This window comes from Staphylococcus sp. 231237_7MaSpsaltlick (assembly GCF_043107035.1).
Genome location: NZ_JBICNX010000006.1, coordinates 115,483 through 130,407, shown reverse-complemented (window position 1 = coordinate 130,407; position 14,925 = coordinate 115,483). Strand labels below are relative to the sequence as shown.

The 14,925-nt window shown below is 34.6% G+C and carries 12 protein-coding genes; 9 read left to right on the top strand and 3 right to left on the bottom strand.

The genetic code is table 11. The features are described from left to right. Nucleotides 1-93: 93 nt before the first annotated feature. Both melA and ACF91D_RS13410 read right to left on the bottom strand, forming a co-directional pair. Complete coding sequence (melA, locus tag ACF91D_RS13415) at nt 94-1,392, bottom strand: alpha-glucosidase/alpha-galactosidase (RefSeq protein ID WP_107511891.1); 1,299 nt, start codon at nt 1,390-1,392, stop codon at nt 94-96. Nucleotides 1,393-1,561: 169 nt separating this feature from the next. After that, a complete protein-coding gene (locus ACF91D_RS13410; protein ID WP_107511892.1) occupies nt 1,562-2,446 on the bottom strand; it encodes an AraC family transcriptional regulator in 885 nt (294 codons plus the stop codon). A gap of 219 nt (nt 2,447-2,665) precedes the next feature. Here ACF91D_RS13410 and ACF91D_RS13405 point away from each other — a divergent pair, with 219 nt between their 5' ends. From ACF91D_RS13405 to ychF, 8 genes are all read left to right on the top strand, one after another. After that, nucleotides 2,666-3,649, top strand: a complete 984-nt coding sequence (locus ACF91D_RS13405; protein ID WP_107527368.1) for a choloylglycine hydrolase family protein — start codon at nt 2,666-2,668, stop codon at nt 3,647-3,649. A gap of 100 nt (nt 3,650-3,749) precedes the next feature. Further along, nucleotides 3,750-4,847, top strand: coding sequence for a low temperature requirement protein A (locus ACF91D_RS13400; RefSeq protein WP_107591318.1), 1,098 nt, complete (start codon nt 3,750-3,752; stop codon nt 4,845-4,847). 434 nt (nt 4,848-5,281) lie between these two features. Then, nucleotides 5,282-6,829, top strand: a complete 1,548-nt coding sequence (locus tag ACF91D_RS13395) for an NADH dehydrogenase subunit 5 (protein WP_107589739.1) — start codon at nt 5,282-5,284, stop codon at nt 6,827-6,829. Beyond that, nucleotides 6,813-9,428: a DUF2309 domain-containing protein gene (locus ACF91D_RS13390; protein WP_107589738.1), complete on the top strand. Its 2,616-nt coding sequence runs from the start codon at nt 6,813-6,815 to the stop codon at nt 9,426-9,428. The genes ACF91D_RS13395 and ACF91D_RS13390 overlap by 17 nt, the downstream gene beginning before the upstream one ends. A gap of 200 nt (nt 9,429-9,628) precedes the next feature. Further along, the gene (locus ACF91D_RS13385) at nt 9,629-10,006 is read left to right on the top strand and encodes a Na-translocating system protein MpsC family protein (protein WP_042737626.1); all 378 of its coding nucleotides are present in this window, start codon (nt 9,629-9,631) and stop codon (nt 10,004-10,006) included. An 888-nt stretch (nt 10,007-10,894) separates the two neighbouring features. After that, nucleotides 10,895-11,779, top strand: a complete 885-nt coding sequence (locus ACF91D_RS13380) for a mechanosensitive ion channel family protein (protein ID WP_042737625.1) — start codon at nt 10,895-10,897, stop codon at nt 11,777-11,779. A 21-nt stretch (nt 11,780-11,800) separates the two neighbouring features. Then, nucleotides 11,801-12,016 (top strand): DUF951 domain-containing protein, encoded by a 216-nt coding sequence (locus ACF91D_RS13375; RefSeq protein ID WP_042737624.1) that lies wholly within the window; start codon nt 11,801-11,803, stop codon nt 12,014-12,016. Next, entirely contained in the window at nt 12,017-13,114 is a 1,098-nt protein-coding gene (ychF, locus tag ACF91D_RS13370; protein ID WP_042737623.1) for a redox-regulated ATPase YchF, read from the top strand. A gap of 292 nt (nt 13,115-13,406) precedes the next feature. Here ychF and ACF91D_RS13365 read toward each other — a convergent pair whose 3' ends face one another. Beyond that, a complete protein-coding gene (locus ACF91D_RS13365) occupies nt 13,407-14,198 on the bottom strand; it encodes a GH25 family lysozyme (protein ID WP_107589737.1) in 792 nt (263 codons plus the stop codon). A gap of 410 nt (nt 14,199-14,608) precedes the next feature. Between ACF91D_RS13365 and rpsF the strand changes: the two genes are divergently transcribed. Beyond that, entirely contained in the window at nt 14,609-14,914 is a 306-nt protein-coding gene (gene rpsF, locus ACF91D_RS13360; protein WP_107511898.1) for a 30S ribosomal protein S6, read from the top strand. Nucleotides 14,915-14,925: the final 11 nt, after the last annotated feature.

Genomic DNA, 14,925 nt, shown 5'->3' with positions numbered 1-14,925 from the left:
CAATGGTATGTTAATCCTGTTTAATAAAAACCAGTCCAACCTCAAGTTTTATTGAGAGTTGGTATCTGGTTTGAAATAAAATTGAATAAAAATTTATTTAAATTCAGGTAGCCAATCGCCATGGGCTTCAATTAAATCATCACACAGTGCAATAATATCGTCGATTGAAAGTTCTGAAGCTGTATGTGGATCTAATAGTGCAGCTTGATAAATCTTATCTTTACTTTGAGTTAAAGCTGCTTCGATGGTTAATAATTGTGTATTAATATTGGTACGATTCAACGCCGCCAATTGTTCCGGCAGTGCTCCGACATATGTTGGCGCAATACCACTTGCATCAACTAAACATGGAACTTCTACTACGGCATTTTCAGGGAGATTGCTAATCAAACCACCAGTGTTTAATACATTACCACCAATCTTAAATGGCTGATCTGTCTCCATTGCTTCAATAATATAAGAACCATATTCATGTGAGCGTTCGTGAGTTAAATTCTGATCGTTTACAATATCATCGCGCATTTGTTTCCATTCTTCGATTTGATTTACACATCGACGTGGATATTCGTCTAATGGGATATTATATTTCTCGATGAGCTCAGGATATTGATCTTTAATAAAGTAGGGGTGATACTCCGCATTATGTTCTGAAGATTCAGTAACATAATAACCAAATTTATCTAGCAATTCGAAGCGAACCATATCATCATGTGTTGTTTGTTGCTTCGCTTTAGCTCTTTTTTTAATTTCAGGGTAAATATCTTTGCCATCTTGAGTAATTTCAAGTAACCAAGCCATATGATTTATGCCAGCAATCTTCCACTGGATATTATCCTGAGACATTTCTAATGATTCGAGTAAATGACTTGCACATACTTGGACACTATGACATAGGCCAACTGTTTTGATACCTTCTTGTAACATCACGTTTGTGAGTACTGCCATTGGATTTGTATAGTTTAAGAACCAGGCATCCGGACAAACTTCTTTCATATCACGTGCGAAATCTTGCATTACTGGAATGGTTCTTAAGTTTCGGAAAATACCTCCAATACCTAATGTATCTGCAATTGTTTGACGTAAGCCATATTTTTTAGGTATTTCAAAATCGGTGATTGTTGCTGGGTCATATCCACCAACTTGAATTGCATTTATGACATATTTTGCTCCTGATAAAGCGGCTTTTCTATCATGGTAAGCAGTCACTTTTACTGTTGAGTTTAAATTCTTTTTTAAATTGTTCAACATGAGTTCAGAATCACGTAAACGCTCTTCATCAATATCAAATAGTGCAAATTCAAAGTCTTGTAAAGCATCTACTGTCATACAATCTCCTAAGACATTCTTTGCGAAAACAGTACTTCCAGCGCCTAAAAACGTTATTTTACTCATATATTTTCCTCCTAAAGTAACACAATAATTTTTGTAAATATTATTCGAAAATTCTGATAAATAAGTCGATAAAATATTTTAAGTTTGCTATAGCTTAGTTATAGCTTAGTTACTTTAGAGGTAATATACAATCGTAAATAAATTTGAAAAGGGTAATATATTGCTGTTATTAGTCGATGAATATTTTGTCGACGGACATAATGGATGTGTCACGTCTATAACGATTCGGTGATACACCAACGATTTTTTTGAATACTTTACTAAAATAATTACTTGATGTATAGCCGACTTCTAGAGCTATTGTTTCAATATTAAAGTCATTGGCAGACAATAACACTAAAGCTTGTTTAATACGCGTCTTAGATAGATAGTTGATGGGTGTATCTTTGACTGATTTTTTAAATTGGCGTGTGAAATGGTACTTTGATAATTGAGATACTGACACAATATCGTCTAATGTAATATCTTGCTTATAATTATTTTCGATAAAATGTATGGCTTTAGCAATGGCTAACGGGTATTGATTGACTTGTTGTTGGCCATATTCAAAGTATTCAAGACACTTCATCATAAATGTATAGGCACAAGCTGATGCATCATAACCATGCTTAATACCTAATGTTTCTATACGTTCTAACGTTTCAATAATATGGCAGATTGGTTCTGAGTGTATGGGTAATTTGAAAATATGACCATAGCTACTGATAATTTGTTGGAATAAACGCCCAATTTCTTCACCATAAATTGTAAAATAAAGAAATTCCCACTGCTTAGAGTGTGTAGGTAGAAAATAACAGTGATCACTCGGGACATGTACAAAGAAAGCATCACCAGTCTCTAGGTATCTAGTTTCATTGTCCAAAGTTATAGCACCTTCGCCATTTATCGTGTATTGAAATATGTAAATATCTTCTTCCCCTCTATGTAAACCATGCCAACGATAATCATGAGTTTGTCTGAGTTCATAACCTGTCGCATTTAGCCCGGCAACTTTACTTTGAAAATCACCTTTAAATCTGAATCCATATGAGTTGTGTTTAATTTCTTTTTCCAAATTAAATACTACCTCCATTCATTTGATTTTTATTCTATCATTGTTTTATAACGAAATAGTATTGATATATGTAAGCGATATTAAAATTTTAGAAAATAAGGGTTGATAAAATATTATTATTTTAAATAAATGAATTGTGATTCTTTCCCTTTGAATATGTGATAAAATGCGTGGTAACTGTAGTGAATATTCAGTTTATTTTGAATTGGAGGGTTGAGGATGTGTACAGGTTTTTCAATATTATCACCTCAAAATATTAATTATTTAGCAAGAACTATGGATTTTGATTTTGAATTTAATGGTATACCGATAGCGGTACCTTCTCAATATACTTGGACGTTTGATATTGCTGGGACGAAACAAATGAACTATGGCTTCATTGGTACAGGTGTCATGGTAGGTCGTTATAGTTTTGGTGACGGTGTAAATGAACATGGTTTAGCGATTTCGACTCATTATTTTACAGGTGAATCAAGTTATGCAACTGAGCCACGTGAAGGTTATTTTAATATAGGACCAGAAGAATTTATCGTATGGGCATTAGGTAACAATCAATCGTTAACTGACTTGAAACATAATCTACATAAGATTAATATCGTAGCAGTTGAGAATAAAGCGCTCAATAACATTCCGCCATTGCATTTTATAATTACGGATCAATCAGGTGTTACGGTTTCTGTTGAACCTCATGATGGATTGTTGATTATGAAGGATAATCCAGTACATGTATTAACGAATAATCCTAAATTAGAATGGCACTTAGAAAATTTAAGAAATTATGTTCATTTAACGCCTGAACATGGCAGAGAAAAGCAGTTTGGTGAATTGCAATTTGCTACATTAGGTGTCGAGGGTGGAACATATGGTTTGCCGGGGGGCTTTACGTCTGCAGAGCGTTTTGTTCGTGCTGCATATTTACGACACCATTTAGAAATGGACTCTGAAGATACATTACAAAATGTTAATAGTTGCTTTAAGGTATTGAACAATGTGAGTATACCTAGGGGTGCAGTGATAGACGGTGAGATGGCACATTACACACAATATCAATGTGTATTACAATGCCATGAACCGACGTATTTTATTAAACCGTATCATAGTAGTGAGGTCTTTGAGGTGAAGTTAACAGAAGCTTTACTCAATAAAGAAGAAATTACGTACTTTTCTATTGATCATCCTTTTAAAACACAGCGTTTAAATTAAATTGATCAGTAGCAATGTTATTTACCTATTATATGAAAGGTATATCGATAAATTATAAGAACAAATGAAAGATTGCGCATGAAGTTTGGGGGGAGTATTGGTGAAAAAGAAAGAAGTGAGTATGTCGGAATTGTTTTTCGACTTAGTGTTTGTGTTTGTATTATCTACGATCAATCAAACAATCGAACACATTTCAGAAGACTTGGCTTCATTAGAAAGCCTGGGTAAGAACTTTACAATGTTTTTAATCTTCTTTGCGATATGGGTATATCGTACATTGCTAGTAAATAGGTTCTTTGAGCAAAAATGGTATCAATATTTATTTGTATTTATTGATATGTTCTTGGTGTTATTGTTGTCGAAAGCTACGAATGCGGACTTTCAACAAACGTTTAAGCCGTTTGTAACGATGTCAATTTTGATATTCTTGAGTATAGCTATACAATACATCCTTAATTATAAGTTGAATAAGCAAGTAGTCACGTTACAACTCGTTAAGGTGTATGTTTCAGGCTTGTTATTAATGATAATTGTATCGTTGATTTCGTTAGCGTTACCAGCAGGAATTAACTTTTGGATTTACTTTATCGGTATAGTGATTATGGCTATTTTCCCAGTACTATTCTTAAAGGTTTCCAAAGAGAATCCGCTATTTTTCTCACATTTCTCAGAACGTTTAAGTTTATTTATGATTTTATTATTTGGGGAAGGTATCGTACAAATAGTAAATAATGTCGAGATTGCACATATCAATGTATTAGACGTGGTTTACTTTGTGTTAGTTGTAAGTCTGTTTATGATTTATACCTTACATTATAAGAAGAGTTTGAATTATGAGAGAGATGATGCAACAGGCTTTGCTAGTGCCTATTTACATTTAGCGTTAATCTTTACGTTAGACTTTATCTTTTTAATTATGAACAAGGTACTAGCAAATCACGAAATTAGTACAGTGGAATTATATATTTATACACTGGCTTTTGGTATTTTCCTACTAGCAATTTATATAGATACACAGTTACACAACTCAGTCATTGATCAACGTGCTTTATTTATAACTATTATCTTAATCGCCACGATAATTGGACTAATTATTACTAATATTTATTTAGTTACTATCGTAGAAATTATTGGCATTCTCCTGTTGTGCTTTATATTTTATTCAGGTAAAAGTGATGACGAAATAGGAATTAAATAAATTTATAATATAGTTTGATTTGAACATTCTATATATTAATTATAAATGCAAATTCTTGACAATCACGAATAATCAGTATATCGTGGTATTATTGAATTAAAAATAACAAGTTGTTGAGAACTGTGTGACGTAGAAGATTGACACCTTAGCATTATGCTAATAACTTAAATTGGTTTGGTGAAAAGGTGAACAATAAGCTAGTTTAGGCAGAGATTGTGCGACTTATTAATGAACTTTTAAATTATAAACTTTAACTATATATGAGGTAGCAAAGCGAAGCATTACATTTATCCACATGTAATGAGTCGTATTGAAGCCGACAATGTTAATGAATCAATGATGATTTATTATATATTGTCGGCTTTTATTTATACTTAAATATTTTTGAAACAAGCGTATATAGCAAGTTAATAAACTGTAAAGGAGGAATCGCCATGCTGGCATCGATAGATGTTTCTATATATTTTATTGTATTTTTTGTAGCTTTAGCTGTTGCTGTAGTAAGTGGCTTGTTCTTTTTATCGAATAAATTGCCGCTAGCCTATGTGCGTATCCATATTTGGATCGTTTCACTACCAGTTATTGTTGCATTTGTAGGGTTGTTAGGTGCTGAGAAGAATATTGAACTAGGTGTTTGGTACTCAGATGTCTTGGCATGGTTGATGACCTTCTTTGTATTAGGTATTGGATTGATAATACAACGTTATTGTATTCGTTATCTCTCAGGAGATTTGAATTATAGAAAGTATTTTACTCTATTTACGTTAATGACTAGTTTTGCTGCGAGTGCCTGGTTGACGGCAGACTTACGTATTATGGTTGTTTGTTGGGGACTTACACTGATATGTTTAACGTTATTAATAAGTTTGACGAAAGCATGGGGTGTTACACGTGAGGCGGCTAAAGTATCTGGCAAATTATTCTTAGTGAGCTGGATTGCATTAGCAATAGCAGTATTGTGGATGGGTACTTTAACTGGTGAATGGCATTATATTAATATCTTCACGCAAGAGCATGTGAGTCAAATCGCAGTGTGGCAAAGATTTATTATTAATATTTTAATCGTTGTTGCGGTCATCATTCCTGCTGCTCAATGGCCTTTCCAAAGATGGTTAATTGAATCTGTGGCGGCACCTACACCTGTTTCAGCAATTATGCATGCTGGAATAGTGAATGCGGGTGGTATTATGTTAACGCGCTTTTCTCCACTATTTAACGGTGATTTAGCAACTGTCGTATTGTTATGCTTTGCGAGTGCATCTGTATTGATTGGTGCCGGTATTAGTTTAGTACATGTTGATTACAAACGATTATTAGTTGGTTCGACAATTGGTCAGATGGGCTTTATGTTGATTCAATGTGCACTTGGTGCATATATTCCAGCGATTATTCATTTAATGCTTCATGGTTTGTTTAAAGCAACATTGTTCTTGAGATCTGGCTCAGCAGTCAGACATTTTAATGTTCCAAGTCGAGCGAATGAACGTATGTCTTACTTGTGGATTCTAGTAGGGCGTTTGCTGGCGTTGTTAATTGGATTGAGTTTTTGGTTGAGTGAACCTGGGCAAGGTTATAGATTAGTGAGTGGTCTAATTTTAGCATGGTCGTTATCTGTTTCGTGGGCACAGCTAGTTGCATTTGGTGAAGGTAAATTCGGACGTATAATGGGCCTATTAGTCTTACTTACTGTTGGTATTGTTTATTATTTAGTACATCATTACTTAAATGAAGCATTACATACAATTGCCTTCCAAAGTTCGCAACCACCAATGTTTATTGTTGTTATTGTAGCGCTAATCTTATTATTTGGTAGTGCGATGAGTACTTGGGTGGCTCGTCACCGTAATTCTACTGCCTTTGCAATGCTGTATATGTGGCTAGTGAGAATTGGAGACGCTAAAATAACTACGGTTGAACGTCATCCAAATTATTTGAAACAGTATTTATCGAAAGGAGGACACTCAAATGGGGAAAATGGATAAAACAACGATGTATCATAATATAGATAATAACGACTTAAATCAACTCATAGCAAACGCGCAAAAAGTCATTGTACCTTTGTCACCCATTTCAGTGTTTGCTGCCCGTAGTCCTTGGGCCAACCTAGAAGATAAAAATTTCGATGATGTGGCGCAATGGTTAAGGGAAGTGCGAGAAGTCGATATGTATCCAGCAGTTTCAACGATATTAGAGGCAAAGGACAACGGTGAAATTGCTCAAGATAAAGTAGATGAAGGCTTAGAACAATGGTTACAACAAACTACAGCTCCATGTGCATCTGAAACTTTAGCCCACTTTGTAAAGCAAGTGATGACGTTGAAATCCTTGCAGAATACTAATGACAAAGCACAATATGCACAAGCAAAGCAATTTGCAACATCATTAGCGCGGTCAACAAGTGGTCATAAATCAAAACATGCTCGCTTAATCAGTGCCTCAGTAACAGATGACCAAGGCACAAAAATAAGTGACTATGTTGATTATCATGTTATGAAATGGTGTAAGTTGTATGTTGATGATGCACAAGCTGGCTGGACAATGCCTGACAGAGAACGCGGTTTTTTTGCATCATGGTATCGATTGGTTCAACATGATCCAGCATTGACTAAGCAAGAGCGACAACGTATTAAAACATTGCCAAATGATTCGGAACTACTCTTAAATACTGCACTTCAGCGTTTAGGTATTGATGAGGGAGAGATTCAATCTTATCTGGAACAACACTTATTAGCCTTGCCTGGTTGGGCAGGTATGATGCTATGGCAAGAAGAAAATGACGAACACGAAGATCATTTAATACGTACGTATCTAGCTATTCGATTAGCACTAGAATGGTGTTTAGTAGACCCTTATTTACCTATTAAAGCTGAACCACGTGTTGATATATCACAGTGGACGGAAGCTATTTTACAATGGTTAGAATGGGGAGGGTATAGTGTTGAAGCATGGAGTCAGTTAACTTCAGAAAGTCAATTAGCACATGTTCATTTTGCCTTACATTTTAACCATCAAGTGAGTAGGAAGATTTGGTTAGAAGCGTGGGAAGAGACGTATCAGCAACAGATGAAAGATCATTTAGAGCAGACCGCTACGAAAGTACAAGATGAAACAATAACACCAACAGCACAGTTGGCCTTCTGTATAGATGTGCGTTCTGAACCATTTCGTCGTCAGATTGAAAAGGCAGGTCACTTTGAAACGATTGGGATTGCAGGATTCTTTGGCTTGCCGATTGCTAAAAGTGAATTAGGCAAAAAGCATAGCCACCCATCATTGCCTGTTATGAATCAACCACAACATAAGATTAAAGAATATACAGCTGAACGTGAGCCTACTGCTTTTCAACAACGTAAGCATGTCCTTCAGTCTGTGACTTATACTTTTAAGAAAATGAAACAAAACGCATTGCCAAGTTTATTGCTGCCGGAATTAAGTGGTCCATGGCTTACATTACAAACAATTACGCGTAGTTTTATTCCACGACGAACTGGAAATTTGATTAGAAAGTTTTACGGAAGATGGTTGCAAAAACCTCAAGATACAACATTAACCTTAGATTATCAACATGAGCATGAAGATCACTTGCCAATTGGTTTTACAGATGAAGAAAAGATTGCATATGCTAAGCAAGCATTAACATTGATGAATTTAACGAAGCGCTTTGCGCCATTGGTCGTATTCTGTGGTCATGGTAGTCACAGTGCAAACAATCCGTATGCAGCTTCGTTAGATTGTGGTGCTTGTGGTGGCGCTGCCAGTGGATTTAATGCCAAGGTGTTAGCACAGTTATGCAATTTGCCAGAAGTACGAGCTGGATTAGCTAATGCAGACATAGTTATTCCTTCGACAACAGTGTTTGCCTCAGCGGAACACCATACATCTGTTGATGAGTTAGCATGGGTATATCTTCCGGAATTACCAGAAGCGGCTCAAGATGCATATGAAGCATTAACAGCTAGTATGCCTGAGATTAGTCGTCGTGCTAACCAACAACGTTTGTCACAGTTACCAAACAATCACATAACTAAAAAAGATCCAATTAAAGAAGTACACCGATTAGCAAATGACTGGAGTGAAATTAGACCAGAATGGGGTCTAGCTAAAAATGCGTCATTTATTATTGGTGAGAGAAGTTTAACTAAGGATATAAACTTAGAGGGTCGTGCATTTCTGCATAATTATAATTGGAAAGATGATGAGGACGGTAGTATACTTGCAAATATTATTTCGGGACCTGCAACGGTCGCTCAATGGATAAATTTACAGTATTATGCTTCCACTGTAGCGCCACATTATTATGGTAGTGGAAATAAAATCACTCAAACAGTTACTGCTGGAATCGGTGTAATGCAAGGTAACGCGAGTGATTTGCTTACAGGTTTGCCTTGGCAATCAGTAATGTCAGCCGATAATAAGATGTATCATTCTCCTATTCGGTTGTTAATCGTCGTTCAAGCACCACAACACGTGATTGTGAACCTTCTAGATGCGTTACCTGATTTCCGTCAAAAAGTAAATAATGGTTGGGTAAGATTAGCTAGTATTGATCACTTTGGTGACTGGAAAGAATGGTCTAATTAAATATAATGAAATAAGTAATAGATATAATAGGCAACAGATTAACATGTAAGGTCGACTACTTGACCGTGACAATATAGGTATGATTTTTGAATGTAAATTATGCTATTATAGAAAAAATAGATCAAAAATGATACTGTTATTTTGGTAAGTTCGATTCTAGTTTAACCTCTTAAACTTGTTCTACAGGAGATGTATAGGTAATGAAGACGAAGAAGGGCACATACGAGTCTGAAATTAGTAAAGCCATCACACAATGGGAGAAGGATTTTCTTGGACGTGGCTCACTTTCAGTAAAGACAGATATTTTGCGAGATATGATCATCGTGAGTTTACAAGGCGTACTTACCCAAGCGGAATACAAAGTGTGTGAGACCAATGAAGGCTTGCTAACGATTAAGAAGACGCGCTCTAAATTAGTAGAGTCCGGAATAGACGCTTTAAATGAAATTGTGTTGTCTATAACTGGTGAATCAGTAAAAGGATTTCACACAGATTTAAGTTCCCGTACCGGTGAACGCGTTATGATATTTAAATTGTATAATGATTTGGAAAAGCAGTTAATTGAACAACATAAATAACTATTTAAGGTTGTTGTAGCTGTTTTGTAGATAATATAGAACAGATTAAAAAGATCAATCTGAGGTAACACTTCGGTTGGTCTTTTTAATTATTTCATTGATTGTGTTCATTGCGCATTATATGGAAAGTCGTTAAGAGCATTTAGATTTGGAACTGTGGCGATTTAACGATTGGAATTATGCTTGCATGGTGGAAGGACACATAAGAAATGCACTTACCGATGTAAGGGTCAGTAAGTGCGATATACTTTTAGAAATTTGGAAGATTTTTTAGCTTAATTGATTTTGTCATCATATAAATAATGTTTGGGTGTTAAAGAATTATAATTTTATCTAATGGTGACAGTAACTTTAAGATGAAATTTACAAGGTCATACTACTGTATTTTGAAAAGTTATCACACGAGGAAATATGTGAAAGCTTAGTAATTAGCTCGGGAGAAATTTGAACCGGCTATTTAAGTAAAGTGTCACCTCCTTTATCAGAATATTATAATAATTTGTATATCTTTTGGTAAAATTTCCCTAGTTGTACCAATTCAATGCCGAATCGTTATTATTTATATGTTATTTAACTTTAATTGTATATAATTTTTTATTGTTGATATATAATGGATGTCATTCAAAAATCCGTATTTTATCTTAATAACATAATAGGAATGACTTGTTTTAGCGCTTTGATTTGTAGTAAAATTACTGCTTGGGTGTTAAAGAATCATAATTTTTATTATGGTTCTTTTTCTTATGTCTAGCTTTAATATATTAAGTGAAGATATTGAAAAATGCTGACTATTAAAGTTGAAATTAAATCCGAGGTAGGATTTGTTTTATAATAATATTCAGTATAATAATTAAAAGTATATAGTGAGGTAATAAGGAGGACGGACGTATGACTCAACTCAAAAATATTCTGTATTCATTAATAGAACCTCTAACTAAGCCAGAAACGTACCAAAGTTTACTGTCTAATTTAATTATGATTGTTGTGTATGTTGTAGTGGCATGGATTGTCTTACGTTTTATTAATAAGGGTATTGAGCAATTCTTTAAAATTCAAAATAAAGGTAAAAAAGCGAATAAAAAACGTTCCAATACATTAATTTCACTGATTCAAAATGTGGTTTCCTATGTGGTATGGTTTATCGTATTGACGACAATTTTAAGTAAGTTTGGGATTAGTGTTGAAGGCATTATTGCAAGTGCTGGTGTAGTTGGTCTTGCAGTGGGCTTTGGTGCACAAACAGTAGTTAAAGATATTATTACAGGTTTCTTTATTATTTTTGAAAATCAATTTGATGTAGGGGACTATGTTAAAATTAATAGCGCAGGAACTACCGTTGCAGAAGGCACAGTTAAAGCGATAGGTCTCAGATCTACACGTATCAATACAATTAGTGGCGAGCTTACTACATTGCCAAATGGTAGTATGGGAGAAATAACAAATTACTCAGTGACAAACGGAGAATCTATAGTTGAAATTCCTGTTTCTGTTGAAGAAGATATCGACAGAGTCGAGGAAGTATTGACGAAGCATTTTGAAGCAATGAGATCTAAATACTATTTATTTGTATCAAATCCTAAGGTAGTAGGTATTAACTCAATAACTCGAGATGAAATTGTCTTAAGTATTTCTGCAGAAACAGTTCCGGGAGAAGGATTTTCCGGGGCGCGAATATTAAGAAAAGAAATTCATAAATTATTTAAAGACAATGGTATTAAAGTGCCTCAACCAGTTATGGTACAATATGATTCGAATCAACAAAATAAAGCATAGAAAGTTCGGAGGTGTGACATCATGACATCAGATTACGGTTTGAATGATATTGTAGAGATGAAGAAGCAACATGCATGTGGGACGAATCGTTTCAAGATTATTCGTGTTGGTGCAGACATCCGAATAAAATGTGAAAATTGTCAGCGAAGTATTTTGATTCCTAGACAAACGTTTAATAAAAAAATGAAGAAAATACTAGTATCCAATCAAGATACTGAAAATAAGGAGAATGAATAAATGGCTTTAACAGCAGGTATTGTTGGGCTACCCAACGTAGGTAAATCAACGCTATTTAACGCAATAACAAAAGCAGGTGCGCTTGCAGCGAATTATCCTTTCGCGACAATCGATCCCAATGTAGGAATCGTAGAAGTGCCAGATAGTCGACTTAATGTCTTAGAAGAAATGGTTCAACCGAAGAAGACAATCCCGACAACATTTGAATTTACAGATATTGCTGGAATCGTTAAAGGCGCTTCAAAGGGTGAAGGTTTAGGTAATAAATTCTTGTCACATATCCGTGAAGTTGATGCGATATGTCAGGTTGTACGTGCCTTTGATGATGACAACGTGACGCATGTTTCTGGTAAAGTAAATCCAATTGATGACATTGAAGTTATTAACATGGAATTAGTTCTTGCAGACTTAGAATCTGTTGAGAAGCGTTTGCCAAAAATTGAAAAGATGGCAAGACAAAAGGATAAAGATGCTGAAAATGAAGTGCGTATTTTATCAAGAATTAAAGAAGCTTTAGCAGATGGTAAGCCAGTTAGAAGTTTAGAGTTTACAGAAGAAGATCAAAGATATGTTAAACATGCACAATTGTTAACATCTAAAGAAATGTTATACATTGCCAACGTTGGAGAAGATGAAATTGGTGATGAAGATAATGAAAAAGTGAAAACAATTCGTGAATATGCACAACAAGAAGATTCTGAAGTTATCGTTATCAGTGCTAAAATTGAAGAAGAAATTGCAACATTGGACGATGAGGATAGAGAGATGTTCTTAGAAGATTTAGGCATTGAAGAACCGGGTCTAGATCGCTTGATTCGCACAACTTATGATTTACTAGGTTTAGCGACATACTTTACGGCAGGTGTGCAAGAAGTTAGAGCATGGACATTTATTAAAGGTATGACAGCACCACAATGTGCAGGCATCATCCATACTGACTTTGAGCGTGGATTTATTCGTGCTGAAGTTACAGGCTACGATGACTACGTTGAATACAATGGAGAAAGCGGCGCTAAAGAAGCTGGTAAGCAACGCCTTGAAGGTAAAGAATATATCATGAAAGACGGAGACGTCGTGCACTTTAGATTTAATGTTTAAACTAGCGTAGTAGATATTTAAATATAAATCAATTTGAGTTATAGAGGCCATATTCAAAATAACAGGAATAATCCAGAGCATTATCAATATATGGATTATTCCTTTTTACTTTAATTTAGCTTATGCTTTTGAAAGTACATGGTTGTCTTAATATGAACTTCAGCATAGTGTAAAACTGTAATTTCATGAAACAAGAAAACGTCAATTCCTATCTTAATTATAAAAATGATAGAAATTGACGTTTATTTTAATGCTTTAACAATCTAGGTGTATTTGTAAATACTATATTCATTTAAGATGTAAACCAGTTGCTGCTAACATTTGGACCTAAATAATTCGCATCTACTTTTTGGTTAAGTTCTTGTGAATTATAACCGTCTGTATATTGCCACAGTACGTGTGGTGAAGTAGGCTGTGCCTCATTATAATTGGCAATCCATACGCCATCATAATTATTAGCAGATTGTGTAGCATGTTGTTTCATAAAGTTTTCATATGAATAAAATAAGACTTTCTTGTTTCCGGCAAGACCCTTCATTTCGTCATACCATGCATTAGTACTTTGATCCGTTGTGCCAGATGTTACAGAATTTTGTTCAAAATCATTGATGTAAAATTTAGCTTTTGGTGCGCGATTGTATAGTGTTTGGGCTTCATAACGGGCGTCGTCAGGATTTTCATACATGCTGTAAGAATAGACCCCGAAGTCCAAATTGTATTTATCTAATATAGCTGAATTATGGCTTAGAGAAGCATCGATTTTTTCAGAACCATATTGGGCACGAATGATTATGAAATCATAGTTTTCTTTCAGTGATTTGACTTGTTGCTCTGTTAAATCACCTTGCCATTCTGAAATATCAAGTACTCTTTCACCATTTGTAGCAGCTTCAGGTTGCACTTGTTTAGTTTGTTGCTCTTTGGATTGTGCATCTGGATGTTTCGAAACATATTTTTGATAACCATATCCCATCGTACCTTGCTCACTCGTATTTGCTTCGGCAGCATTAGTAGAGTGGATAGTTAAAGTAGATGCCAAAATAACAGTGGTTGTGATTAAACCTTTTTTGATTGTAGAAACCATAGTCTTCTCCTTTAATGTGCTTAAAATTACTTAAAAATAATCTAAGTGCATAGGGGTAAACAACAAATTATGTAGCGTAGTTGATATGCTAATAGAATTAGTTTTATTTAGCAACCTTATGTCGAAAAACATTAAAACTTTATAAAAAACAAATTTCAATTGTATAATTTGTTCTTGTTATTATTGTGTTGCAACATAATATTGTGATTCTAGAACGTGGATTTATGTGATTTTCGATAAATTGTTTCATATGAAACATCGAAATTTGAAATATATATTTGACGTACTGATTATCATTGTAAAAAGTAATACCGTGTGCTATAATTCTTGACTGTGAGTAATGAAAATTATTCCTTGCTTATCATATAGTATGATGAGCCGTATAGACCACAAGGAGGTGCAATTATAAAATGAGAACATATGAAGTTATGTATATCGTTCGTCCAAACATTGAAGAAGATGCTAAGAAAGCTGTCGTTGAACGTTTCAACGGAATTTTAGCAACTAACGGATCAGAGGTTTTAGAAACTAAAGATTGGGGCAAACGTCGTTTAGCTTATGAAATCAATGATTTCACAGAAGGTTACTACAATATCGTACGTATCCAAACTGAAAATAACGAAGCTACTGATGAATTCCAACGTTTAGCTAAAATCAATGATGACATCATCCGTTTTATCGTTATTCGTGAAGACGAAGATAAAACAAGAAAATAATTAATGGGGGT